The organism is Pseudomonas sp. TH43, from assembly GCF_016650635.1.
Classification (GTDB): domain Bacteria; phylum Pseudomonadota; class Gammaproteobacteria; order Pseudomonadales; family Pseudomonadaceae; genus Aquipseudomonas.
This window is the reverse complement of sequence record NZ_JAEKFI010000003.1, coordinates 257,036-279,876: the sequence shown is the minus strand read 5'-3', so window position 1 is coordinate 279,876 and position 22,841 is coordinate 257,036. Positions and strand designations below refer to the sequence as shown.

Annotated in this window: 24 protein-coding genes and 1 tRNA gene; 13 read left to right on the top strand and 12 right to left on the bottom strand. The window is 56.4% G+C overall.

What is annotated here, in order from left to right:
* The first annotated feature begins 30 nt into the window (after positions 1-30).
* Positions 31-753: an amidotransferase gene (locus JFT81_RS10750; RefSeq protein ID WP_201227300.1), complete on the top strand. Its 723-nt coding sequence runs from the start codon at positions 31-33 to the stop codon at positions 751-753.
* A gap of 90 nt (positions 754-843) precedes the next feature.
* On the opposite strand, the gene JFT81_RS10745 is transcribed toward JFT81_RS10750, so the two are convergent.
* The 3 genes from JFT81_RS10745 to JFT81_RS10735 all read right to left on the bottom strand — a co-directional run bounded on the left by JFT81_RS10745 (position 844) and on the right by JFT81_RS10735 (position 3,579).
* Positions 844-1,815: a magnesium and cobalt transport protein CorA gene (locus JFT81_RS10745; protein ID WP_201227299.1), complete on the bottom strand. Its 972-nt coding sequence runs from the start codon at positions 1,813-1,815 to the stop codon at positions 844-846.
* A gap of 134 nt (positions 1,816-1,949) precedes the next feature.
* Positions 1,950-2,672 (bottom strand): 1-acylglycerol-3-phosphate O-acyltransferase, encoded by a 723-nt coding sequence (locus JFT81_RS10740; protein ID WP_201227298.1) that lies wholly within the window; start codon positions 2,670-2,672, stop codon positions 1,950-1,952.
* 217 nt (positions 2,673-2,889) lie between these two features.
* Complete coding sequence (locus tag JFT81_RS10735; protein WP_201227297.1) at positions 2,890-3,579, bottom strand: crotonase/enoyl-CoA hydratase family protein; 690 nt, start codon at positions 3,577-3,579, stop codon at positions 2,890-2,892.
* A gap of 138 nt (positions 3,580-3,717) precedes the next feature.
* On the opposite strand from JFT81_RS10735, the gene JFT81_RS10730 reads away from it, so the two are divergent.
* The 4 genes from JFT81_RS10730 to JFT81_RS10715 all read left to right on the top strand — a co-directional run bounded on the left by JFT81_RS10730 (position 3,718) and on the right by JFT81_RS10715 (position 4,661).
* Positions 3,718-3,867, top strand: a complete 150-nt coding sequence (locus JFT81_RS10730) for a hypothetical protein (RefSeq protein WP_201227296.1) — start codon at positions 3,718-3,720, stop codon at positions 3,865-3,867.
* Positions 3,868-3,875: 8 nt separating this feature from the next.
* Positions 3,876-3,965: transfer RNA gene (locus JFT81_RS10725), tRNA-Ser, on the top strand.
* A 189-nt stretch (positions 3,966-4,154) separates the two neighbouring features.
* A complete protein-coding gene (locus JFT81_RS10720) occupies positions 4,155-4,376 on the top strand; it encodes a hypothetical protein (protein WP_201227295.1) in 222 nt (73 codons plus the stop codon).
* A gap of 96 nt (positions 4,377-4,472) precedes the next feature.
* Positions 4,473-4,661, top strand: a complete 189-nt coding sequence (locus JFT81_RS10715) for a hypothetical protein (RefSeq protein ID WP_201227294.1) — start codon at positions 4,473-4,475, stop codon at positions 4,659-4,661.
* A gap of 495 nt (positions 4,662-5,156) precedes the next feature.
* Here JFT81_RS10715 and JFT81_RS10710 read toward each other — a convergent pair whose 3' ends face one another.
* On the bottom strand, positions 5,157-6,308 hold the full coding sequence (locus JFT81_RS10710) for a polymorphic toxin type 44 domain-containing protein (protein WP_201227293.1): 1,152 nt from the start codon (positions 6,306-6,308) through the stop codon (positions 5,157-5,159).
* 400 nt (positions 6,309-6,708) lie between these two features.
* Between JFT81_RS10710 and JFT81_RS10705 the strand changes: the two genes are divergently transcribed.
* From JFT81_RS10705 to JFT81_RS10680, 6 genes are all read left to right on the top strand, one after another.
* Complete coding sequence (locus JFT81_RS10705; RefSeq protein ID WP_201227292.1) at positions 6,709-7,323, top strand: hypothetical protein; 615 nt, start codon at positions 6,709-6,711, stop codon at positions 7,321-7,323.
* An 81-nt stretch (positions 7,324-7,404) separates the two neighbouring features.
* Positions 7,405-7,725 carry a YbjQ family protein gene (locus tag JFT81_RS10700; protein ID WP_201227291.1) on the top strand — a complete coding sequence of 107 codons (321 nt, stop codon included), beginning with the start codon at positions 7,405-7,407 and terminating at the stop codon, positions 7,723-7,725.
* Positions 7,726-7,956: 231 nt separating this feature from the next.
* The gene (locus JFT81_RS10695; RefSeq protein ID WP_201227290.1) at positions 7,957-8,142 is read left to right on the top strand and encodes a hypothetical protein; all 186 of its coding nucleotides are present in this window, start codon (positions 7,957-7,959) and stop codon (positions 8,140-8,142) included.
* Positions 8,143-8,467: 325 nt separating this feature from the next.
* Positions 8,468-8,839, top strand: a complete 372-nt coding sequence (locus tag JFT81_RS10690) for a glycine zipper domain-containing protein (RefSeq protein WP_122594861.1) — start codon at positions 8,468-8,470, stop codon at positions 8,837-8,839.
* 136 nt (positions 8,840-8,975) lie between these two features.
* Positions 8,976-9,395: a YMGG-like glycine zipper-containing protein gene (locus JFT81_RS10685; RefSeq protein ID WP_201202043.1), complete on the top strand. Its 420-nt coding sequence runs from the start codon at positions 8,976-8,978 to the stop codon at positions 9,393-9,395.
* A gap of 123 nt (positions 9,396-9,518) precedes the next feature.
* Entirely contained in the window at positions 9,519-9,686 is a 168-nt protein-coding gene (locus JFT81_RS10680; protein ID WP_201202045.1) for a hypothetical protein, read from the top strand.
* A 74-nt stretch (positions 9,687-9,760) separates the two neighbouring features.
* On the opposite strand, the gene JFT81_RS10675 is transcribed toward JFT81_RS10680, so the two are convergent.
* Positions 9,761-10,066: a contact-dependent growth inhibition system immunity protein gene (locus tag JFT81_RS10675; RefSeq protein WP_201227289.1), complete on the bottom strand. Its 306-nt coding sequence runs from the start codon at positions 10,064-10,066 to the stop codon at positions 9,761-9,763.
* Positions 10,063-14,847: an RHS repeat-associated core domain-containing protein gene (locus JFT81_RS10670; protein ID WP_201227288.1), complete on the bottom strand. Its 4,785-nt coding sequence runs from the start codon at positions 14,845-14,847 to the stop codon at positions 10,063-10,065. Before JFT81_RS10670 ends, JFT81_RS10675 begins: the two co-directional genes overlap by 4 nt.
* A 244-nt stretch (positions 14,848-15,091) precedes the next feature.
* On the opposite strand from JFT81_RS10670, the gene JFT81_RS10665 reads away from it, so the two are divergent.
* Positions 15,092-15,787 carry an HAD-IA family hydrolase gene (locus JFT81_RS10665; protein WP_201227287.1) on the top strand — a complete coding sequence of 232 codons (696 nt, stop codon included), beginning with the start codon at positions 15,092-15,094 and terminating at the stop codon, positions 15,785-15,787.
* Between the two features lie 82 nt (positions 15,788-15,869).
* Here the strand turns inward: JFT81_RS10665 and JFT81_RS10660 are convergent, their stop codons facing one another.
* From JFT81_RS10660 to JFT81_RS10650, 3 genes are all read right to left on the bottom strand, one after another.
* Positions 15,870-16,616 carry a 3-oxoacyl-ACP reductase family protein gene (locus JFT81_RS10660; RefSeq protein WP_201227286.1) on the bottom strand — a complete coding sequence of 249 codons (747 nt, stop codon included), beginning with the start codon at positions 16,614-16,616 and terminating at the stop codon, positions 15,870-15,872.
* 208 nt (positions 16,617-16,824) lie between these two features.
* On the bottom strand, positions 16,825-17,052 hold the full coding sequence (locus JFT81_RS10655; protein WP_201227285.1) for a helix-turn-helix transcriptional regulator: 228 nt from the start codon (positions 17,050-17,052) through the stop codon (positions 16,825-16,827).
* Positions 17,053-17,061: 9 nt separating this feature from the next.
* Complete coding sequence (locus JFT81_RS10650; protein ID WP_201227284.1) at positions 17,062-17,619, bottom strand: DUF2975 domain-containing protein; 558 nt, start codon at positions 17,617-17,619, stop codon at positions 17,062-17,064.
* A 385-nt stretch (positions 17,620-18,004) separates the two neighbouring features.
* On the opposite strand from JFT81_RS10650, the gene JFT81_RS10645 reads away from it, so the two are divergent.
* The gene (locus tag JFT81_RS10645; RefSeq protein WP_201227283.1) at positions 18,005-18,931 is read left to right on the top strand and encodes a LysR family transcriptional regulator; all 927 of its coding nucleotides are present in this window, start codon (positions 18,005-18,007) and stop codon (positions 18,929-18,931) included.
* A gap of 132 nt (positions 18,932-19,063) precedes the next feature.
* On the opposite strand, the gene JFT81_RS10640 is transcribed toward JFT81_RS10645, so the two are convergent.
* The 3 genes from JFT81_RS10640 to JFT81_RS10630 all read right to left on the bottom strand — a co-directional run bounded on the left by JFT81_RS10640 (position 19,064) and on the right by JFT81_RS10630 (position 22,696).
* Entirely contained in the window at positions 19,064-19,792 is a 729-nt protein-coding gene (locus JFT81_RS10640) for an aspartate/glutamate racemase family protein (RefSeq protein ID WP_201227282.1), read from the bottom strand.
* A gap of 54 nt (positions 19,793-19,846) precedes the next feature.
* Positions 19,847-21,385, bottom strand: a complete 1,539-nt coding sequence (locus JFT81_RS10635) for an NCS1 family nucleobase:cation symporter-1 (RefSeq protein WP_201227281.1) — start codon at positions 21,383-21,385, stop codon at positions 19,847-19,849.
* Positions 21,386-21,961: 576 nt separating this feature from the next.
* Complete coding sequence (locus tag JFT81_RS10630; protein WP_201227280.1) at positions 21,962-22,696, bottom strand: phosphoadenylyl-sulfate reductase; 735 nt, start codon at positions 22,694-22,696, stop codon at positions 21,962-21,964.
* Between the last annotated feature and the right edge of the window lie 145 nt (positions 22,697-22,841).

Genomic DNA, 22,841 nt, shown 5'->3' with positions numbered 1-22,841 from the left:
ATTATTCCCATCACGTGTCAGGTATTTTTTATGTCGCTACGCATCTGCATTCTGGAAACCGACATCCTGCGTCCGGAACTGGTCGATCAATACCAGGGTTATGGGCAGATGTTCCAGCGCCTGTTCTCGCAGCAACCGATTGCCGCCGAGTTCACCGTCTACAACGTGATGCAGGGCGAATACCCAAGTGACGACCTGACCTTCGATGCGTACCTGGTCACCGGCAGCAAGGCCGACTCATTCGGTACCGACCCGTGGATTCAAACGCTGAAGGACTACCTGCTGAGCCGTTACGAGCGTGGCGACAAACTGCTTGGCGTATGTTTCGGCCATCAACTGTTGGCGCTGCTACTCGGTGGCAAAAGCGAACGCGCGACGCAGGGTTGGGGTGTCGGCACCCACAACTACAAACTCGCCGCCAAGGCGCCGTGGATGAGCCCGGTACGTGAAGAGCTGACGCTGCTGATCAGCCATCAGGATCAGGTGACTGCTCTGCCGGAAAACGCCACAGTGATTGCGTCCAGCGATTTCTGTCCGTTTGCGGCTTACCACATCAATGATCAGGTGCTGTGCTTCCAGGGCCACCCGGAATTCATTCACGATTATTCGCGGGCGCTGCTGGATCTGCGTCAGGAAGCGCTGGGTTCGCAGATCTACAGCAAGGGCGTGGCCAGCCTGGAGCAGGAACACCATGGCGCTACGGTTGCGGAGTGGATGATGCGGTTTGTGGCGCACAAGCCAGAGGCCGCTTAATAGCAGAGCAACAGATCGCAGCCTTCGGCAGCTCCTACATTGGAATGATGTACACCCTGTGTGAGCTGCCGACGGCTGCGATCTTTTGATTTACAACCACCCGGACTTCTTGAAACTCGCCCACAAACTCACACATCCCACCGCAATAAACCCCAGCACGGCGAAGTAGCCATAATGCCAACTCAGCTCCGGCATATTTTGAAAGTTCATCCCGTAAATCCCCGCCACTGCCGTCGGAAAAGCCAGAATCGCCGCCCAGGCAGCAAACTTGCGTTGCACCACGCTCTGTCGTGAGGCTTCCAGCAATACACCGATCTCGATGGTCTGACTGGCGATGTCGGCCAGTGTGGTCAGGTCTTCCATTTGTCGCGTGACGTGAATCTGCACATCGCGGAAATACGGGCGCATGTTCTTGTCGATAAACGGGAAGCTCAGTTTCTGCAATTCCTCGCCTATCTCCACCATCGGAGCCGCATAGCGACGCAGGCGTACGACATCGCGGCGCAAGCCATGCAGCTTTTGAATGTCGCGCTCATTCAATGCGCTGCACAACACATTGCGTTCCAGCTCATCAATCTCCGCATGAATCGCTTCGCCCACGGGCTGATAGTTCTCGATGACGAAATCGAGCAGCGCATAGAGGACGAAATCTTCCCCGTGCTCCAGCAACAGTGGGCGCGCCTCACAGCGTTGGCGGACATGTGCGTAGGACGCCGAGTGACCGTTTCGCGCGGTGATGATGTAGCCCTTGCCCGCAAAAATGTGCGTCTCGATGAACTGCAAGACGCCGTTCTCTCGGATGGGCGAGTAGGTGACGATAAACAAAGCGTCGCCAAAGGTTTCCAGCTTCGGCCGACTGTGTTTTTCCAGGGCGTCTTCGATCGCCAGTTCGTGCAGGTTGAACTGACGTTGCAGGTTAGACAGTTCCTGGGCGCTCGGCTCTTCCAGGCCGATCCAGACAAAGTGCCCGGTTTTCGCAGCCCAGGCAGCGCCTTCATCGAGGGAAATATTGGTGACTTTTTTACCCGCGCTGTACACCGCAGCAGCAACAACTCGACCCATGGTGGTGGTTCACTTCTTCTTGGCAGATGGCAGGAATTCAAAGGCTTCAGCTTAGCCGTGTCGCTGCTTGAGAGTCAGTGAAATCTGCACAGTTCACTGTGCAAAAGAAAACCCGCACAGGGCGGGTTTGTTTTTTAAGCAGCGTGTAACTGCCGATCCATCGATTCGATGCATTCGCGCATCTGCTCGCGGCACTGGTTGATGAGCATGGGCATGTCGTCCATGGTCAATCCGGCTGTAGGAATCGCCGGTAGCGAGCGTATGAGAATTTTCCCGCTGCGCCAGCGGTTCAGGCGCATGTGCTTGACGTAGCTGCTGACACATACCGGAACGATTGGCACGCCAGCAGCGATCGCCATCTGGAACGCGCCTTTCTTGAACGGCAACAAGTCTTCGCCGAGGTTGCGGGTACCTTCCGGGAACACCCAGATCGAAGTGTTTTCGTTCTGCAGGGTATTAGTGGTGGTGAGCATCGACTGGCGCGCCTTCTGCGCATTGCCACGGTCGATCAACACATTGCCGGCCAACCAGAACAGTTGCCCGAACAGCGGTACCCATTTCAGGCTTTTCTTGCCAATACACACGGTGCGGCGCGGCACGACATTGCCGAACACGAACAGGTCATAGTTGGACTGATGGTTGGCGATGATCACGCAGCTGTCGGGTTTGTTCATCAAACCGCTGACGTCTGATTTCACCCGCAGACGCAAAATGCACATCGCCGGCAGCGCGTAGAGGCGGGCGCACAGACGGCTATTGTCCGGATTGAACGGGCGGCATATCCCGAGGATCACCCCCAGCACACCGGCCAAAATAAAGTGCAGGCCCATCAATAACATACGAAACACAAACAGCATTTGCAGGCCCCACCGGCACAAAAGGTGGCGCAGTGTACGGATGTGCACTGTTTTCGGCAATTGCCGCTATAGAGTCCGGAGATAGCCGATGTTTAAGCGCATGTTTCCGAGTCGGTTGTCAGATGCGTCCTAGAGCCGCCACGGCATTTTCAACAGTGCACGCAAGAAAAAGCCCGACACGATGGTCGGGCTTTTTCTCATCGCTGCAACCGGGCTATCAACCCAGATGCTCCTGATCCTGAATGATCGCGTTATCCAGGGCATCCAGCAGCGCCTTACGCACTTTCAACTTGGTGTTCTTGTGCGCGGTCATGTTGATTTTCTTCAACTGACGCGCGGCTGCGAGAGCGGCGCCTTGCAGCTCCTCGGCAGAAACCACCTTGTCGAGGAAGCCAGCATCCACAGCGCTTTTCGGGTCGAACATTTCACCGTTGATCACCGAGCGATGGAAGGCCGATCGACGCAGGCGATCACGGGCCAGCTCAATACCGGCGTGGTGCATGGTCATGCCGATCTGCACTTCGTTCAGACCGATGCTGAACGGCCCATCGACGCCGATGCGGTAGTCGGCGGACAACAGAATGAAAGCACCTTTGGCCACGGCATGACCCGGGCAAGCAACAATTACCGGGAAAGGGTGAGAGAGCAGCCGCCGGGCCAGCGTCGAACCGGCGGTCACCAGCGCCACGGCCTCTTTAGGGCCGGCGGTCATTACTTTCAGATCATAGCCACCGGACAGAATCCCTGGCTGACCGGTAATGATCACGATGGCACGATCAGTCACCGCCTGATCCAGCGCCGCGTTAAACGCCGCAATCACGTCCGGGGAAATGGCATTGACCTTGCCATTGCTCAAGGTCAGGGTCGCGATACCGTCTTCGAGGTGGTAAGAAATCAACTCACTCATGACGCTATTCCTTGTAAGAAAGATGGGCAGACGTTACCCACCGCCGCAGGCCAGGTAAAGCGCCGTGACTGACCCGCCGGTCACCGATTCCCGGCTCAGCCTGCGTAGTGCGCCGTTCTGCTTCTATATAGAAGGGGCATGGCCACCGAAGATTGGCCGGTTTGCCATGGGCCGTCAGCAGCGCAAACGGCTTTTTCTCTTAAGCGCATGAAAATTCTGCAAAAAAAATTTGCCATCGGAAAAGCTTTCGACTACATTAGCGCGCCTCGACAGACAGAACATGTTTGAAGAGATACGGTGAAGTGTCCGAGTGGCTTAAGGAGCACGCCTGGAAAGTGTGTATACAGGAAACTGTATCGAGAGTTCGAATCTCTCCTTCACCGCCACATTCAGTAAACACAAACCCCTGATTTTCCTAGAGAAAGTCGGGGGTTTGTGGTTTTTGGCGTCTAAAAAACGCCTATATGGGACTGATAAGGGGCTGGATCGTCTTTTTTGCCTAAGAAGTGGGTGCCCGTATCTCGCTGATTGCCGGGGCTACAATCAGTATCCATTACCCAATCTATGGAACTCCGATGATTGCCGATCCCAATATGCTTCTAAAGGCCCAGGGATTGGCACGATTACGTGAGGATCTGGGCTACTTGGTAGACGATGATGATCCCCGCACCTGTTATTGGCGTCAGGGCATGATTGATGGCCGAATGCTGGAACTGAAAGAGTTAGGGATTTTCGACCAAGACGATTTCCACGCATTCCAAGATGAACACGTCGTTGCGCTGTGGGCTAAAAAATAACGAAAGACGCCTGACTGCTGCGTTAAAGATGACGCACCGAAATCAACCTGTGCCTGGCCGACTACACTGTCTTTTCAACCTCAAGGAGCAAGAGCGATGCAGATCACCGAGGCGGTAGAGGTTTCGGAAGAACTGAGCGCGACGCAGGCCAACCGGCGACTAGCCGAAGGATGGACGCTGCTGGCCGTGGTGCCTGGCTATGATCACCTTAACGCGCAGGCAGTAGCCTGTTACGTGCTAGGCAGGCCAGCGGAGAAGGGCAAGGGCTTTTTTGCAGCCGGCTAACGTAGCTCGCGTTACCCATGTCACCGTTATGGTAAGTCCGGCGAGGGTTATCCCTCGCCGGTATTGATTTCGCAGTGACGCGTGCAGGTATCTGTCTAAGGCTTGGCTCGATCCCATTGACACTCTTTCAACCTGTCTGCGTCAGTCCCGCTCTCTTTTCGCATGTCGATGTTGCCATCGGCGTCTAGGTATATATGAGTGTTGGGCCACTTTGGCTCGATGCTGATGCAGTGATTGCGGCCTTCTTTTTTCTCCCACCACGAAAATTCCATGAAAAATTCGTCGTCAGGGAAGAGCACCCCATTATCAATCGCACCACCGCCGGGGAGCATTCCACCTTTGTAAATGCGGTCTTGCACGTTCCAGATGTACCGAAGCTCATTTCTTCCGGCTTTAGAGTAGTGGACTTTCACAGTCGGCAACGCTATGTCCCAGTGTGTGACTACCAAATACAACACAGGTACCCACAGTATCCGCATGGACCATGTCCGACGCTTACTCGCATTTGTGGACACGGATTCCATCTCCCCAGCTCTCTGGTGGTACTGCTACCACTTCGTCCATGATCATCTTCGCGGTTACTCCTCCTGCGGGATACTGTTTGGCAAGCTTCATCCCAATTTGAATCGATACTCTATCGGCAACATCATCCCATGATCGCGGTGCATACCATGGACTTGCTGTCGCATGAGGGCCAGGATGGACTCTCTCCTTCTCAGGCTCTCTTAACTCTTGGACTTTGGTAGCACCGTCCGACAAAAACTGTGCAGCCCCGGCCCCATCCAGCAGTTCGCGTTCCGACATGCCACCTATGATTCCAACGTATCCGTAATGGATATTCGACCAAATGTCGTAGAAATAATCGTAGGCCCCCTGTTTGTGGTACAGGCCAACAAATAGCTTACGAAGCTTCGGCTTGTGATCCCAATCCATCTTTGGGCCAACTTTACTTGCCCAGATTACCCACGATGTAGCTATGTCTCTGTAGTTGTTCAATGAGCGGGCAGATGGCCCGCCCGTGCCTGTGAGTAGCGGAGGCTCACTGTCCGGTGAACCAGGATCGAAATGATTGAGCCTTTGCATCTTCAAAACCTCCGGGCTAAGGATGTTTCGGTTCATCTCACCTGCGATGTAGTTGGCCAGCGGTTCCATTTCGTCAGGGTGATTGCAAGCAGCAGGTTCGGTCTTTGGCTCAGTCTTAGTTTCCGATTGCTTAGCGGCCGCCTTGGGATCTACAAGAGCATTAGCAGCTGCTGCTTTTTCTTTCAGCTTTGGATCAGCCAGCAGTGTTGCCATTTTCTCATCGTCCACAGTGCCATCTGATCGAAATGCTCCGAGCGCCATGAAGTCGATGATTGTTGCGCCTCCAGCATCTCCCATGACAAATCCACCGCCAACATCGCTTGATCCAGTAATGATGGTGCCGCCATGGCTAGTGGGACTGCCCAAGTGAGCCATGGGGCGCCCATTCACTTGAATAGAGGGAAAACCAGTAGTGATAACGGCGCCACACCCACAGGTATCGCCTACACGTGCAGAACCCATGAAGTTGATATTCGTGTCAGGGGAGGCAGAGGCAATCGGGGTTGTACCGTGTCCTGGTAATGGGCACACATGTTTGTCACCCAATCGAGCAGAGGAAATCATTCGTCATCCTTGGCATGCATAAAAAAGCCCCCATCGATGGAGGCGAAAAGCGTTTTGTAGGCGCCGAGAGATTACCGCATGTGATGGTTAATGGTCTGTAGTAAAAATCTGAACGTGTGTCACGCGCTCGCCCAGGAATTAAGCCCGCCCACCTTAGTTTCGAATCTCTCCTTCACCGCCACATTCAGTAAACACAAACCCCTGATTTTCCTAGAGAAAGTCGGGGGTTTGTGGTTTTTGGCGTCTGAAAAAATATTCTGTGTGGCACGAGCAGGGCTGGAATACCGGTTGTGTTTGTTTGAGCCCCTGATGGCACCCATGCTATGAACCAATGTCAGGTCCGCGGATCAGGAGGTGGTCGTCTTCTCAGGATCAACGCCGTCGTTTAATGGAGTAAGTGATGTTGTTAAAGCGAACTGTTCATTTGGCTTTTTTGTGCATGAGTCTTTTCGTGCAAGCACAGGCTCAGCCGGAAGTTAAATCGAAAACTTACGATGCTTATGAGTTTGAAGGGCTCGTCGTGCCAGGTACAACGGCGGATGCGAAAAGAACGGGGTTCACAAATTGCGCATTCAAAGCCTATTCAGGGTACGTCTGTTCGCGTGAGGTTCCCGGTACGGTATACGGCATTGCTCTGGGTAGTGCATCAGTCACGCTCAATGGTGATACAAATTTTTCCATTGGAGGCGGCCACACTGACTGGGATAAGTTGGGTGAGGTGCCCGTTGAAAAACTTACATATGGTTCCATTGTTTTGCGGCCTGCCGGCAAGGATAGCAACGCATTTTTAGAAGCGCTGCAGCAGGCAGGGTGGATCGAGCTGTTTCGTAGTGGGACTGTTTACTATAAGCGAGGGGCGAATGCGAAACTTACTACAGATCGTAACGGCATTACGATACATCCGGTCACGACAAAAGAGGTGGATGACAATCTGGATCAGTTCGAGCAGAAAAATCGCGAGCGCGAACAAATAGAAGATAGTGAAAGAAAGATAAAGGATTTTATGAAGTCATAGCACCTATGGTGTCAGCAATCTCCGCAGCTTTTCAGTTGGCTTTACAATCGCATTTTTAATGACCCGTAAAAGGACGACTCCATGATCATCTCCACCACTCACGCCATTGAAGGCCGTCAGATCACCGCGTATCTGGACATTGTCAGCGCCGAGTCGGTGCAGGGCGTCAATGTGATCCGCGACATGTTCGCCGGTATGCGCGACTTTTTCGGTGGGCGTTCGCAGACGCTTGAGCGGGCGTTGAAGGAGGCACGTATTCAGGCAACCGACGAAATCAGGGCGCGGGCGCGGGCTTTGGAGGCGGATGCGGTGGTCGGAGTGGACTTCGAGATCAGCATGCCTGGCGGCAAGGGCGGGATGGTTGTGGTATTTGCGACCGGGACGGCGGTGAAGTTGCGCTGAGTTTCGGCTATCAGGCATGTGAGCCCATCCCGATAACGGACGGGCTCTGTATACACGCGATCAGCCTTGGGGCTTGTGTGACGTTTAGTTTTCGTAGGCCATTCGTCGGGCGTCAGACGATCTGAATAACAAGTCCAGGAATGACCGGCTAGTCTCAAAAGCCTTGGAGGTCGATATTTTTTCAGGCAAAAGGGCTTTGCCGGTGTCGATCCGATTTGAAGGGGCGAAGGTATGACTGATCCGTATATCGAAGACGATGGCGCTGAATTTTCCTTCAACAATTGCGTACGGTGCGGCCAGACCGAGTACCAGGCAGGTTTTGGCGAGGATCCGGTGCAGACCGGCAAGATCAAGTCCGCGGCACCGAAAGGGCCGAAGGCGAAATTTCTCCCCAAGCTCGCTCGAGCCAGAAAATAAGCTTTCAATGAACAACCCCGTCAATGAACGGGGTTTTTTATGCTCAATAGGGTTGCATGGAAATGTCCTACAGTCGGTTGCGCGGGCGCAGTTCTTTTCACAAACTTTTCACGTCAGCCAAAGTAGGGTGAAGCCATCCGTTAGAAAGCAAGTCTCCAGCCCGTCTCCCCAGCGGGCTTTTTTTTGCCCGCCATAAAACCTTTTGCAGAATCGCTGTCCAATCGGCGCTGAGTGCGCGCAGATCCCTGATTTCATCTGGACTTTTGCGCCCCGAGAGCATTAAATCCCGGCCCTTTTTGTCATCCCAATTTTTGAGGTTTTCTTCATGCGTTTAACTCTGCCTGCTCTGGTTCTGGGCCTTCTGGTTGCTCAAGGTGCAATGGCCGCCGGTGATGGCACCGCTGCGCTGGGCGGTGGTCTGGGTGGTGCGCTGGGTAATGTGCTCGGTCAGAAAATGGGCGGTAGCACCGGTGCCGCAGTGGGTGCCGGCGTCGCGGGCGCGGCGGGCAGTGCATTGACGGCTCGCAAGGGCAGCCGCACCAAAGCGGCCATCGGCGGTGGTGTCGGTGCAGCCGGTGGTTCGGTGATCGGCAACAGCCTCGGCGGTAGAACCGGCGCTACCATCGGTGCAGGCCTGGGCGGCGCAGCGGGTGGTGCAGTGGGCAGCAACCTGTCCAAAGGTCACAAGCGTCACTGAGACTGATCGTCTTCAAGGAAAGCCCGGCTCGATGCCGGGCTTTTTCGTTGCTGAACGTTTTCCCTGTCGGTGTCTCCAATCTCACATAGGCCCTTGCCTGGGCGGACTGTCCCGATTCGGGAATTGTGAGGTTCATATGCGATTGTCATTATCTGCACTGTTTTTCGGATTGCTGGTGGCGCAAGGCGCGATGGCGGCCGGTGATGGTTCGGCAGCTGTGGGCGGCGGACTCGGTGGCGTACTGGGCAACGTGGTCGGCGGGCAACTCGGCGGTAGCACCGGTGCGGCGGTCGGCGCCGGCGTGGGTGGCGCGGCCGGCGGTGCGGTCGGGGCGAATAAACGCAACCGTACAGAAGCCGCTATTGGCGGAGGCCTCGGCGCCGCGGGTGGCTCAGTGGTCGGTAATAGCCTCGGCGGATCAACCGGTTCGGCCGTCGGCGCAGGATTGGGTGGCGCGGCGGGTGGTGCGGTCGGCAACAACCTGGGCGGCGATGGCGGGTCTCACTCGGGTGGCGGTCACAAACATAAGAACAAACATAAGAACCGGCATCATTGATGGCAGACGCAACAAACCCGGTTTCGCGCCGGGTTTTTCGTATTTGCTGGTCAGACGCTGGAACGATTGGCAGCAGGGCTTTTCGAAAGTCATACACTTCCCTAAATAATGATGAGGTTCGCCATGACTCCCGAAACCGAAGGCAAGGAAGAGAAAGGCCCGAGTGGGCTGCCGTTTATCAATGATCCGGGGAACGAGGATCCGGGGTCGCTGATGGATGACGCGACGGTGCCGTTGAATGATTCTGATGAAGCGGATATGGAGTATGAGGAGGATGAGGGGGAGCAGTGAACGGTTGCCTCTATGGATAAACCTACTGATTAACTCTAAGGGCCTGTCTCTTCAGGCCCCTAGAAGTGCGCAGTTTAGGCAGTGAGGTTTTCACTCAGCTTACTTTCAATGTGTCGTAGCCATACATCGCCTGACGCCCATTCATTCCAGTAGCAGTAGTAACATTTGAGTTCCTTTAATAAAAGTACTCGTAGGTCCATTTCATTTAGCTCTCTGCTTATAAGAGTTTGCAGTTCGCTACTGACTAAAGTCAGTATCTCCTTATCTGAGCTTCTCAAAAAGTCCTCGATGACTTGATCTGCTGTGTCGTGTTCCACCAGCCAGTCTTGATGGAAATAGGCCCCAAAAAAAACTTGAGATTCTGGAAAGTCGTCATTCATAGCTCTGGAAATCCTGTTAGTAAAAAATATCCCAAAGGCAGCGAGGGGGCTTTTTTCAACACTAATAGTAGTTTTGACGCCGATTGAGAATTCGATACTCCATTGAGCATACTCACACCCACCGGTCGACTGAGATCATGCGTAAAACTCGTCTTTGCTTGGGTACTGGCTAAGAACGCCGTAATCCTCTGTGAGTTCGCGCTTAATGCTTCTGACACTGCCACTTCAGCTTCGGCGCGATTCAGGAAAGTAGACGCTGCAGGAATGTTAGGCTCTGCTTGTAGGCGTTGAGCCAACTGGGCGTCAGTTCTTCCAACGTGCCTTGTAATCATATGTCCACCTTGCGCTTCGTGAGCCGCCAATCCTCCTCCAGGAACAATTTCACTATATGGCCCATCTGCCGGTATTGCTCCCGGACATGGAATACAAGCCAGCCCCAACGGATCCACCCACCCCGTCGGATTCGGCACGTACTGGTACTGATTCAACCCTCCGGCCAACTTGATTGGGTCCGGCGTCAGATACCGTCCCAACCGCGGGTCGTAATACCGATGCCGGTTGTAATGCAGCCCACTCTCCGCATCGAAGTACTGCCCCTGAAAACGCAGCGGCTGGTCCAGGTATTCCTTGCCGGCCAGGGTGATGGCGGCGGTTTTGCCATAGGCGTCGTACTGCGCCGACCAGACGATTTCGCCGCTGTAGTCGGTCAGTTCCAGCGGGGTGCCGAGGTGGTCGAGTTGGTAGTAGAACGGGCAGGTATTTATCGAGCCTTTGCCGTCGAGCAGGGCGAGTGGGCGGAAGGTGCCGGGTTCGTAGACGTAGCTGCGGTATTCGCTCGCGCTGCGTTCGGCGAGGAGGTGGTCGCCCTGCCAGAAGAATTCGGTGGTGACGCCGTCGACGGTTTTGCTGATGCGCCGGCCGAAGGCATCGTAGCGGTAGCTAGCGGTTTTGCCGTCGGGGCGAGTCAGACCGATCAGCCGATGCTGACAGTCGTAACGGTATTCGGTGACGAGCTTGTGCACGGTGCCACGGCGTTCGCGAATGAGGTTGCCGAAGGCGTCGTAGTCGTAATGGCGGTCGCCCTGCATCAGCAGGCGGTTGCCGTTGATGCGAGTCGGGCCGGGGCTATCCTGCATCAGCAGGTTGCCAGCCGGATCGTGGCCGAAAGTTTCCGGTAGTTCATCGCGCGAGTGGCGAACGCGGATCAGCCGGTCGAGGGCGTCGTAGCCGTAGGTGCGTTGGCCGTGACGGGTGTCGGCGATGTAGTCCAGATTGCCGTTGGCGCTGTAGGCGTAGTCGCGGCGATAGAGGGAGTCACGCCTGTGGCCTACGGCGTGAGCCAGCAATCGACCTTGATCGTCGTAGGAATATTCGCTGAGCAGCAGGCCTTGCTGGCGTTGTTGCTCGCGACCCGATTGATAGACGTGGCCTGTCAGTTGTGAACCGTTGAGGTCGATGGCCGTCAGCACGCCGCCCTTGGCGTAGTGGTAATCGAGCTTGCTGTTGTCCGGCAGGCGCATGCGTTTGAGCTGGCCGCAGGCGTCGTAGGTGTAACGCAGGGTGCCCCAGCCCTGATGCTCGGCGACCAACCGATCCTGCAGGTCGTACTCAAATGCCAGCGGATATTTCTGGCCATCATTGACCGCCATCAGAAGACCGAGGTGGTCGTATTGGTAGGTGATCTTGACCCCGTCCGGCAGGGTCTTGACCAACAGCCGCCCGGCGGCATCGCGCGCATAAGCGGTGACTAACTGCGAGCCGTCATCGCCGAACTCGGTCTTCTCCAGCAGATGCCCGTTGAGGTCATAGGCATACGCCGTGCGCCGGCCGTCGAAGCCGGTTTCCTGTCGGATCAATCCGGTCGGCGTGTAGTCCAGCAGATATTTTTCGCCAGACTCGTTTTCGATCTCGGTGAGCAGCAGTTGCGCATGATCGTAGCGATACTGCACCCGCGTGCCGTCGGGGTTGATCTTGCGCGAGACCAGGTGCAGGTCATCGTCGTATTCATAGCGGGTGAAGCGGCCCAGTTCATCGCGTTCAGCCGTGACCTGGCCGTAAGCGCCGTAGCTGTAGGCGCGGGTGGCGCCGGTAGGAAAAGTCGTCTGAACCAGTCGGCCAACGGCATCCCAGTGCTGACGGGTAACGGCACCATGTTCGTCAACCGTGGTCGTCCGCCGCCCCAGCGCATCATAGGAAAAGCGTCGTACACCGCCGTCAGGCCGGGTTTCTTCGATCAGTTGACCGAGGTCGTTCCACACCAGCACCTGCCGACTGGTGTCCGGGTAACGGATCGACAACAGTTGCCCGTGCGTGTCGTAGTGGTAATGAGTGACATGGCCTTCAGGGTCGACCGCTTCGGTGACATCGCCCTGAGCATTGCGCCGGTAGGTCCAGGTTGCATCGCCCCGAGAACGCTTGTGCAGAAAACCGTTGCGATACTCGTAGGACGTTGCCTCATCGCCCGGCGGAAGCAGTGCGATCAGCCGTCCGACGTCGTCATAGCGGTATTGAGTGACGGCGCCGAGCGGATCCTGCTCGGCGACCAGACGCCCGCAAGCGTCGTAGGCCTTGAGGTGTTCGCCGCCATTGGCTTCGACCTTGCGCACCAGTCGTGCACGGTCGTCGTGGTGGTAAACCTCTTCGGTGCCGTCGACGTAATGCACCGCGACGCTGCCGTCATCGTTCCAGACGTACTGGGTGTCCATCTGCGAAAACGACGCCCAATGCCGCACGCAACGTGCAGCCTTGCCGACGCGTTCCCATTCCCAGAAGAAGCTCGCGCCCCCGGTCAGTTGGCGCTGCAGGATCACATGCTGGTCGTCGTAGTCGTAGCGCTCGCTTTCACCGACGGCATTGGTGGCTTCGATCAAACGGTGCAGAGCGTCGTAGCGATAGCAGACCAGCGTCTGTTCCGTCGTCCATTCAGCGTTGTGAAAGGATTGATAATCCACCGCCGACAGATGTTGGCCGTCGTAGCGCAACAGCAGTGAGCGGCCTGCGCCGTTATCAAGTCGCTGAACTCTGTCAGACCGATCCCGTTGTACGGTCAGACGATTGCCATGCACGTCGCTGATCGACGTCAGACGTCCGGCACGAAAGTGATAGAACTGCGATTTTTCCCCGGCCAGCGCGAGGATCAACTCCTGCGGCTCATCCCCGAGAAAAATCGCCGCCCGCGACAGGCTATTGTGAATCGCCGGACGCGAAACACTCGGTAACGGAAACTGTGTACGGCGGTTTTCATGGTCAACCCAGACAACGCCATCGCCAGCAAACTCCAGCCGATGCGCCAGCGAATGACTCCAGCCAAACCCCAACCCAATATCGATTTCACAAGCACTGCTGCGATACAACCGGGTGAACTCGAACGGCAACCGCCCATCGAGGGTGCCATCGTTGAGTGTCAGCAGCTCTTCACCGGTGACCATCGACACCGGGCAGCCGTTGGTGCAGGTCTCCGGGCCACAGTCAGCGCTATCGCCGTTAGGATTTTTCGCCTGATCCGGCGCGTCGTCGTGAGGTTCATGTCGCTGCAACTGCGTCATGTCGCGCGACTTGTCTCGCGCAATGGGCGCTGGGTTTGGCACCGTCAGCACCACTGAGTCGGCCTGACGGATATTCAGTGGAATCGCCGGCGTCGGATTCAGTTGCACATCCCGCGCATTGACCAGCAACGGTTTCAGCGCGCCAGCATGCCGGGTCAGCTCCGGTGCAGAGCTCAGCTCGGCCAGACGCAACGCCGAAGCCGCCAGCCACTCCCGTGCCCGCGGCGATTTGATTTTCGCCAGTACCTTGCTGCTCAGGCGCAGCTGCACACCGACGCCGCCAGACAGCCGCATCAACAGAAAACTGATCAGCAGCTCAGCACGAACCTCCGCGACCACTTCGGCCAGGTATTGCGGCGGCAGCATTTTCAGCCAACTGGTGAACGCCGCCAGATGAATGAATAACAGCGGTTCGTCGCTGAGAATCAGCAAACCATTGGCAATGGCTTCGCCGGAGGCTTGCAGCAGCGCCTCAAGTTCGGCAGTGCTCAAATACTCCAGCAGCTTTTCGCTGTTCGCCTGTAAATCGGCGAGGAGGGCGAACACTTGCTTGATGTCATCCCAGACGCTGTGCAGGGATTTCTCGAACCCGCGCCAATCCGCCTGTTGCAATTGGCCGTAGCGTTGCAGAAATCCGACGCTGGAAAACTCCTTCCAGAGCGGTTGAAATCCGGCCCACTCATCGCGCAACCAGCCCTCGAGGCCGTTGAGGATTTCCTCATAAGAGGCAAACAGCGCCTGCACATGCCTGGTGGAAACATCGGGAAAGAAGGTGAGGCGATAACGCTGGCCTCGATCGCAGTCAGCCACTTGCAGAATCCCGCTTGGCCCGATCGTATGGCGCAGCGGTTCGCCAAAGGTCAGCACTCCACCAACGTCGGCAATCACCGGTTCGAGGGTCACCGGCGTGTCGCCGATCGGCACGAAACGCGCGGCTTCGAACATGTGCACCAAGGTCAGCGGGCCACTGGCAGGGCACATGACCACGGATGAACTGATCGGCTTGCGCGATTTGACCGGAGCGCTGAGGTGAACGTCGTTGCCGACCTTGAATACCTGCTCGACCTGGAGCGCCGTCCCCGTCCAGTACTGTTCGGCCCAGTCCTCGTAATGGTTCAGGCTCAGGCGAAATTCCCGGATCAGGTTTTCAAAGTCCGGGTGCTCAGGGTTCAGTGCGGCAACCACCAGCAGGCCGATGCTGTTGTTAAGGGGCAAAAGCCGATCGGGTGGAAGCATTCGCAGTCACTCGCGCATGTGAAAAAAGGTGCGCGGACTTTGCGAGGAATCAAAAGGGAAAGAAGCCGGGAAAGTAGGTAATGTTTGTAGGGCGTTTCGCTAATTGCTTGCGAGTAGTTCATCGCCTCAACGGACATTGGCCGTTGCTCAATGTCCGTTGTGCTCGTTATGCTGCTGAACCCTTTAATCAGATCCGAGCAGCGGCCACCCGCCGCCTGGGATGTCTTTGATAACGGATCCGATGATGAATGCACCGCTGAAGGCGTTCGGCCCGATCAAGGCCGTGATTTTCGATATGGACGGTTTGCTGCTGGACACCGAGGGCATTTACACCGAGGTCACCTCGTTGATTGCCGAGCGTTACGGGCGGACTTTCGACTGGAGTATCAAGCAGAACATCATTGGCCGTGGCGCCAACGATCTGGCGAATTATGTTGTACAAGCGCTTGAGCTACCGATCACTGCCGAAGAGTTTCTGGTGATCCGCGAACCGCTTATGCGCGAGCGTTTTCCCACCGCCCAAGCGATGCCGGGCGCTGAAGAACTGATTCGCCATCTCAAGGCGCACAACATTCCGATTGCCGTGGGCACCAGCTCATCGCGGCAGTCGTTCGGGCAGAAAACCACGCTGCATCGCGATTGGTTTGCGTTGTTCGATTTCATCGTCACGGCGGACGATCCAGAAGTGGGTGCGGCCAAGCCGGCGCCGGATATTTTCCTCACGGCGGCTCGCCGCCTGGGCGTCGCACCGGAGGATTGTCTGGTGTTCGAAGACTCACCGTTTGGCGTGACCGCCGCGAAAGCTGCGGGCATGACTGCCATTGCCATCCCTGATGCTGCGATGGCCGATGAGAAGTACGCGCACGCTGACGGGATTCTGCGCACGTTGAAAGCGTTTATCCCGAGCGCCTGTGGCTTGCCAGCGCTGGAATGGGCCTGACTGCACAGTAAATTCGCATAAAAAAATGCCGCGCCTTTGTTAATAGAGGCGCGGCATTTTTTGTGTTCGGGATTTACCGCAATCAGGCGCCGAAACCGCCGTCGATGGTCAAACTGGCGCCGGTGATGTAACCGGCTTCCGGTCCTGCCAGGTAAGCGACGAAACTGGCGATCTCTTCAGCTTTACCGTAACGCCCCACCGCCATCAGTGGAATCAGGCTTTCAGCAAAATCACCGTGCGCCGGGTTCATATCGGTATCAACCGGGCCAGGTTGCACGTTGTTGACGGTGATGCCACGTGGGCCAAGGTCTCGCGCCAGGCCCTTGGTCAAACCGACCAGTGCTGATTTGCTCATCGCATACACACCGCCACCGGCGAAGGGCATGCGGTCGGCGTTGGTGCTGCCGATGTTGATGATGCGTGCGCCTTCGCCCATGTGTTTGGCGGCTTCCTGGGAGGCGATGAATACGCTGCGAATGTTGATTGCCACGGTCTGGTCGAAATCTTCCAGTTTGAAGTCTTCCAGTGGTGCTACGGCCAGTACACCGGCGTTGTTCACCAGAATGTCGAGGCGACCAAACGCTTCGACAGTGGCGCTGACGGCGTGGCGGATGGCTGCGGCGTCGGCGCTGTCAGCCTTGATCGCCAAGGCTTTGCCTCCGTTTACGGTGATGCTGTTTTGCAGTTCTTCAGCCTTGGCGGTAGAGCTGACGTAGGTGAATGCGACAGCAGCGCCTTCAGCGGCCAGACGTTTGACGATGGCGGCGCCGATGCCACGCGATCCGCCCTGAATCAGAGCTACTTTGCCGCTGAGTTGTTGAGTGGTCATATTCGATCTCCAGAAGTTCAAGGCGCAAGTGCCTTGTTGTTGGAGCCGAGTATCGACCTCGCATCGACAACCGTGTAGACCATGATTGCTATCGTCTGTGTAAACCAGAAGTTTATAGTCGCGTACACATGATCTATAAGTCGATGCTTTCCAACCGAATACTGCGACGGAAAACAAGGCCGCAATAACGCGGCCTTTGATCTTTCAATCAGTCTTCGATGGTGGCCTCGGCCGTTGCGACATGAGTCAATAGATCGCCTGGCTGACAGTTCAGATACCTGCAAATTGCATCCAGTGTCGCCAGCCTGAATCCCTTTACTTTGCCCTGTTTAAGCAATGACAAGTTTTGCTCGGTGATGCCGATGGCGGTGGCCAGATCCTTGGATTTGACCTTGCGTTGCGCCAGCATCACATCGAGCTTTATTTCGATGGTCATGTCGTCGCCCTAGATGAATTGTTTGTTTTCCTGAGCCAATGCACTTCCTTTTTGATGAATGCGGGCAACGACCATTAACGACGCCGCAAGGAACAGGCTAAGAAAATCCGATGCATTAAAGGCGATGGTGAGAAACCCCTGACCCGGTGGCTGCAGCAAGGTCATCCAGATGCTCATTGCCGGCGTCAGCACGAAGCTCAAGATTACCCACAGGATCACAGCGAACCCTACCTTGCCGAGCAGAGTGGCTGATTTGTCGACAAAATATTGTCCTTCACTGTACAGCTGAAACAAGCGGAGCAACGAGATCAAGCCATTTGCCAAAATCAGCAAGGGGATGCTGGAAAGAAATAGCCCGCCTGCAATTTGCCACCAAGGCATGCTTCCCAGATCGACATTAAGGTCTGCACTCAGACCGATCGCTGTCAGGTTGAAGCCCAGATCGTACTGTCTTGCAAACTCCGGTAAAAGCCAGAAGGCGGTGTTCAATACGAGCATGCCGATTATCAAAGCTTTAGTGAGCGTTGCCATCAAACGACTGCGGCGGGCCAAATCATCATGGGTCATCGAAAAGCATCCTGTTCGGTTCGGTTTTTGTTCTTCTTTTCCCGAGCTATCGTGCTCGTCTGGTGGTTAAACCGGAAGGTGGGGAAAGAGAGTTTTATGTCTGTTTTGTAGACATAAATTACTGTATTACGATAATTTTAGCCTGTCAACGTGTTCATTTTTTCCAGTTCAGGCTTGCGGAACGCTTCCTCTATTGACCTCTGTGCCCATCTTTCTTGCTTGCTTAAGACCCTTCTCATGGTGGCCGACCCTCACACCAAAGCTCATCGCGATCTCAGGCGGAAGCAGTGGCGTCCAGCGTGAGGTCTCCAACGGTCGAAGAACCGTAGAATTAACCACATGTTTGCTATAGTCCGTGTCAACCAGAAGTTTATAGTTGGCGACCATGGAAACCTTCAGCAGTATCGAATGCTTTGTGCGTAGCGCCGAAGTCGGCAGTTTTGCCGAGGCGGCGCGGCGCTTGAGCCTGACCCCGGCGGCGGTCGGCAAAAGTGTCGCGAAACTCGAGGGGCGGCTCGGTGTGCGGCTCTTCCAGCGCAGCACCCGCAGCCTGACGTTGACCGAGGCTGGGCAGCTGTTTCTAAATCAGGTCAGTGGCAGTCTGACGACCATTCAAAATGCCGTGGCCAATCTGGCCAGTGTCGAAGGGCTCCCGGCGGGAACGTTGAAAGTCAGCATGGGCGCGGCGTTTGGGTGCCTGCATATCGTGCCGATGCTCGGTGAGTTCCTGCGGCGTTACCCCGCGATCAATCCGGACTGGCATTTCGATAATCGCCAGGTCGATCTGATCGGGCAGGGCTTTGACGCGGCCATCGGTGGCGGTTTCGAACTGCCGCAAGGCGTGATCGCGCGCAAGTTGAGTCCGGCGCACCGGGTATTGGTGGCGTCCGCTGATTATTTGCAGAGAAATCCCGAAATCACCGAGCCGGACGACCTCAATCATCACGACGGTATTCTGATCCGCTCTCCGCAAACCGGGCGTGTGCGCTCCTGGCAATTGGTCGAGCGCAATCCGCAGAACTGTCGGCCGTTGATGCTCAAGGCGCGGATGACCATGAGCGATTCCGAGGCCGCTTGCAGGACGGCGGCGCAGGGGTTGGGCGTTGCGCTGGTGAGCATGCCGTTTGCGGTGGGATATCTGGACGCGGGGACGTTGCAGCGGGTGTTGCCGGAGTGGTTCGTCGATGATGGCAATATTTCGATTTACTATGCCGAGCATAAATTGTTGCCCGGCAAGACGCGGGCGTTTGTGGATTTCGTGATTGAGCAGTTTGTCGAAAGAGGGTTGGCGCGGCGATTCAGTGCGATTTGAGCAAGGTTTTAGGCCGAGGCGCGGCCATCGCGGGCAAGCCCGCTCCCACAGGTTTTTGTGTTGTGCACAAAATCTGTGGGCAACTCAGAACCTGTGGGAGCGTGGCTTGCCCGTGATGACCGATAACGCGGTCTACCGCGCAAACCGCCCCGGCCAACCAATGATGTTCTTCGGCCGTGGCGTTGCATAAGTCCGCACTTTGGACGTCGACAAGCGCAAGCGCACCAGCGATTCGGCAATCGTCACCGCCGCCGTCACGCCATCCACCACCGGCACACCCGTGCGCCGACGAATCTGCTCATCCAGCCCGGCCATGCCGCCGCAACCCAGGCAAATCACTTCTGCCTTGTCTTGTGTGACCGCCAACTCCGCCTGATGCACGATGGCTTCCAGCGCGCGTTGCGGTTCATGTTCCAGTTCGAGCACGGCCAGACCACTGGCGCGCACTGATGCACAGCGATCCCACAGACCGGACAATTTCAGTCGGTCCTCGATCAGCGGCACGGTGCGATCCAGTGTGGTCACCACCGAATAGGCGTGCCCGAGGAACATCGCGGTACTCGCCGCTGCATCGGTGATGTCCACCACCGGCACATTGAGCAATTCCTGCAAACCTTCACGGCCATGTTCGCCGTAACCGGCCTGTATCACCGCGTCGAACGGCTGATCGTAGGCCATCACCCGATCCATCACGGCGATCGCGGCGAGGTAGCTTTCAAAGTTGCCTTCAATCGAGTCCGCGCCGAAAAACGGCGTCAAGCCAACGATTTCGGTACCGGGTGAGGCAACAGCCTGCGCCGAGCGGGCGATGGCTTGGGTGATGGACTCGGTGGTGTTGACGTTGACCACGAGAATACGCATGGGAAGTCCTTATAGCGGGCAGTTCTGCGGCCCGAAGTCCGGGCCGCGAGGGGATTAATGGCAGACGTTGTCGACAGCGATGGATTCGCCGCTGATGTCGGCGTAGTGCGGCTGACGCTTGGCGATGATCAGGTAAAGCATTCCGGCGATACCGGCACCGATCAGCCAAGAGAAGGGTGAGACGCTGTGGAAACCCGGCACCAGTGCCAGAACAATGGCGATCAGTGCGGCAGGAATAAACGCCGCCACCGCGCGGAAATTGACGCCGCGACTGTAGTAATAAGCGCCGTTGGGGTCTTCGCTGTAGAGCTGCGGAACGTTGACCTGGCCTTTGCGGATCAGCCAGTAGTCGACCATGATCACGCCGTACAACGGGCCGAGCAGGGCACCGAGACCGGACAGGAAATACACGATGACCAGCGGGCTGTTGTAGAGATTCCACGGCAGGATCAGCACGGCAATGGTCGCGCTGATCAACCCGGCACGGCGGAAGGTCAGGTATTTCGGCGCCAGGTTGCTGAGGACGAACGCCGGAGCGACGAAGTTGGCCATGATGTTCACCGCCACGGTGACGATCAGGAACGCGAGGCAACCGAGCACCAGGAAGAAGGTGTTGGGAATCGAGGCGATGATCTCGGTCGGGCTTTCAATGATCCGCCCATTGATTTGAAATTGCGCGCCACAGAGCAGAACAGTAATCGCGGCGAACACCAGAATATTCACCGGCAAACCCCAGAAATTTCCTACCTTGATGGTCTTGCGGCACGGCGAAGAGCGAGCGAAGTCGCAGAAATTGAGTATCAGCGTGCCGTAGATCGCCAGCCACAACGCGCCGCCGGCAAAGATGTTGCGCCACATCTCGCCACCGCTCAGCGGTTCGCGGATCGACCAGGCGATGGTCGCGTTGGCTTGCGTGTACATCCAGGCGGCGAGGGCGGCGACAGTCAGCAGAATCACCGGTCCGGCAAACGCTTCGTAGCGACGAACCATTTCCATGCCATAGGCGAGAATGGCCAGTTGCACGAACCAGATCGCCACGAAGCACACCCAGCCCAGGGTCGACAGGCCAAGGATCGAGTTGTGATCGTATTCGGCGAAGCCCGGATGAACCGCGGTAAGCAGCACGCGGAAAACCACTGACGCCAGATATGTCTGAATGCCGAACCAGGCGATGGCGATAACTGCACGGATCAGCGCAGGAATTTGCGCACCATGGATGCCGAAACTGATCCGGCTGATAACGGGAAACGGCACGCCGGTTTTCTGCCCCATGTAACCGGACAGGTTCATGAAGAAATACACCAGTGCCGCGCCGATCCCCAGCGACAACAGAATCTGCCAGCCACCCAGGCCCAAGGCGTACAAGCCGATGGCGAAGGAATAGTTGGCAATGTTGTGCACGTCGTTCGTCCACAGGGCGAAGATGCTGTACTTGCCCCAGCGTCGGCCTTGCGCCTTGGTGGGTGCCAGGTCGCTGTTGTGCAGGCGGGGACTGAGTTGTAACGGCTCGGTCAGACCGTCGTGGGGCAACGGTTGATCAAGGGCAGAGGCGGGCAGATTCAGCGCGATGTTATTGGAGAGACTTGTACGCATTCCGGCAGGCTCCTGATGTTCAGGGCCGCGATGACTGTGCATAAGCCGTCGGGCTCGACAAATCTTCGTCGCGGCAGTGAAAGCATCACTGGTTACGGGGCATCTGCAGCCTGTACGGGATAGGGCGCTTCAGGCTTGCGGATCGAAAGTGTGTATGTTTTGCAGTTTTGTATACAAAACATGTATGCACTAAAGCCAGATTTGTGCCAGTTGCCGATCTATGCGCAGCCGTGCTCATTTCGAAAAGTTATCGAAGCGCGCTAAGTATTTGAAAATAAGTGGTTAAAATTTGACCGGTTGAACAGGTATTTATTTTTGGCGGGGGATTTTGACGGTGGGCAAGGACGGCGCTTTTTTTCGTGGGATGTAACTTTTCAGGGCGCGGAAACAAAAAAGTGCACACATAAATGGCACCGATGGTGACATTCCTGTGTACACATTTTCTGGCCCTTGGCGTAAAACACTGTGGGAGCGAGCCTGCTCGCGAATGCGCTGAATCAGGCAACGAAGATGTCGACTGAAACTACGCTTTCGCGAGCAGGCTCGCTCCCACAGGGGGATCACTCGATTGGGAAATTACGCCTTGCTGATGATATTCCCGGCGTGCAACCCGCATTCTTTCTGCGTCGCTTCTTCCCACCACCAGCGGCCCTCGCGCTCGTGCTGGTTGGGCAGTACCGGACGGGTGCACGGTTCGCAACCAATGCTGATGAAGCCACGTTCATGCAGGCTGTTGTACGGCAGCTCAAGCATGCGGATGTAACCCCAGATCTCTTCGCTGGTCATCTGCGCCAATGGGTTGAACTTGTACAGGGTGCGCTCCGGCGTAGAGAACGCGGTGTCGATTTCCATCGCTGCCACTGCGCTGCGCGTGCCGGGGCTCTGATCGCGGCGCTGGCCGGTTGCCCAGGCCTTGACGTCGGAGAGCTTGCGGCGCAGCGGCTCGATCTTGCGGATGCCGCAGCATTCGCCGTGGCCGTCCTTATAGAAGCTGAACAGGCCTTTTTCCTTCACGAACGGTTCCAGTTTCGTGTAGTCCGGTGAAACCAGTTCGATGTCGATCTTGTAGTGTTCACGCACCTGATCGATGAAGCGGTAGGTTTCCGGGTGCAGACGGCCGGTGTCCAGGCTGAACACCTTGACGTTCTTGTTGAGCTTCCAGGCCATGTCCACCAGCACCACATCCTCGGCGCCGCTGAAAGATATCCACAAGTCATCGCCGAACTCGGCAAACGCGAGTTTGAGGATGTCTTGCGCGGATTTATTGGCATAGGTCGTGGCGAGTTCCACGACGTCGAACGTTGCACTCATCAGGGCGGCTTCCTACAGGTCGGTGGCGCTGGGCGCTCTATATGGGGCTGATGGTAACAAAAAGCTGCGGCGCTCGGGGTGTCCTCTGCGTTGCGCGCTTGAGGTTGAGTCGCTAGAGTTCGGCGTCGCTCGACTCAAATAATCA

Excerpts from the sequence above, each read along its gene's own strand:
- JFT81_RS10750 (WP_201227300.1), top strand. The coding sequence starts at position 31 with ATGTCGCTACGCATCTGCATTCTGGAAACCGACATCCTGCGTCCGGAA.
- JFT81_RS10745 (WP_201227299.1), bottom strand. The coding sequence starts at position 1,815 with ATGGGTCGAGTTGTTGCTGCTGCGGTGTACAGCGCGGGTAAAAAAGTC.
- JFT81_RS10740 (WP_201227298.1), bottom strand. The coding sequence starts at position 2,672 with ATGCTGTTTGTGTTTCGTATGTTATTGATGGGCCTGCACTTTATTTTG.
- JFT81_RS10735 (WP_201227297.1), bottom strand. The coding sequence starts at position 3,579 with ATGAGTGAGTTGATTTCTTACCACCTCGAAGACGGTATCGCGACCCTG.
- JFT81_RS10730 (WP_201227296.1), top strand. The coding sequence starts at position 3,718 with ATGGCCACCGAAGATTGGCCGGTTTGCCATGGGCCGTCAGCAGCGCAA.
- JFT81_RS10720 (WP_201227295.1), top strand. The coding sequence starts at position 4,155 with ATGATTGCCGATCCCAATATGCTTCTAAAGGCCCAGGGATTGGCACGA.
- JFT81_RS10715 (WP_201227294.1), top strand. The coding sequence starts at position 4,473 with ATGCAGATCACCGAGGCGGTAGAGGTTTCGGAAGAACTGAGCGCGACG.
- JFT81_RS10710 (WP_201227293.1), bottom strand. The coding sequence starts at position 6,308 with ATGATTTCCTCTGCTCGATTGGGTGACAAACATGTGTGCCCATTACCA.
- JFT81_RS10705 (WP_201227292.1), top strand. The coding sequence starts at position 6,709 with ATGTTGTTAAAGCGAACTGTTCATTTGGCTTTTTTGTGCATGAGTCTT.
- JFT81_RS10700 (WP_201227291.1), top strand. The coding sequence starts at position 7,405 with ATGATCATCTCCACCACTCACGCCATTGAAGGCCGTCAGATCACCGCG.
- JFT81_RS10695 (WP_201227290.1), top strand. The coding sequence starts at position 7,957 with ATGACTGATCCGTATATCGAAGACGATGGCGCTGAATTTTCCTTCAAC.
- JFT81_RS10690 (WP_122594861.1), top strand. The coding sequence starts at position 8,468 with ATGCGTTTAACTCTGCCTGCTCTGGTTCTGGGCCTTCTGGTTGCTCAA.
- JFT81_RS10685 (WP_201202043.1), top strand. The coding sequence starts at position 8,976 with ATGCGATTGTCATTATCTGCACTGTTTTTCGGATTGCTGGTGGCGCAA.
- JFT81_RS10680 (WP_201202045.1), top strand. The coding sequence starts at position 9,519 with ATGACTCCCGAAACCGAAGGCAAGGAAGAGAAAGGCCCGAGTGGGCTG.
- JFT81_RS10675 (WP_201227289.1), bottom strand. The coding sequence starts at position 10,066 with ATGAATGACGACTTTCCAGAATCTCAAGTTTTTTTTGGGGCCTATTTC.
- JFT81_RS10670 (WP_201227288.1), bottom strand. The coding sequence starts at position 14,847 with ATGCTTCCACCCGATCGGCTTTTGCCCCTTAACAACAGCATCGGCCTG.
- JFT81_RS10665 (WP_201227287.1), top strand. The coding sequence starts at position 15,092 with ATGAATGCACCGCTGAAGGCGTTCGGCCCGATCAAGGCCGTGATTTTC.
- JFT81_RS10660 (WP_201227286.1), bottom strand. The coding sequence starts at position 16,616 with ATGACCACTCAACAACTCAGCGGCAAAGTAGCTCTGATTCAGGGCGGA.
- JFT81_RS10655 (WP_201227285.1), bottom strand. The coding sequence starts at position 17,052 with ATGACCATCGAAATAAAGCTCGATGTGATGCTGGCGCAACGCAAGGTC.
- JFT81_RS10650 (WP_201227284.1), bottom strand. The coding sequence starts at position 17,619 with ATGACCCATGATGATTTGGCCCGCCGCAGTCGTTTGATGGCAACGCTC.
- JFT81_RS10645 (WP_201227283.1), top strand. The coding sequence starts at position 18,005 with ATGGAAACCTTCAGCAGTATCGAATGCTTTGTGCGTAGCGCCGAAGTC.
- JFT81_RS10640 (WP_201227282.1), bottom strand. The coding sequence starts at position 19,792 with ATGCGTATTCTCGTGGTCAACGTCAACACCACCGAGTCCATCACCCAA.
- JFT81_RS10635 (WP_201227281.1), bottom strand. The coding sequence starts at position 21,385 with ATGCGTACAAGTCTCTCCAATAACATCGCGCTGAATCTGCCCGCCTCT.
- JFT81_RS10630 (WP_201227280.1), bottom strand. The coding sequence starts at position 22,696 with ATGAGTGCAACGTTCGACGTCGTGGAACTCGCCACGACCTATGCCAAT.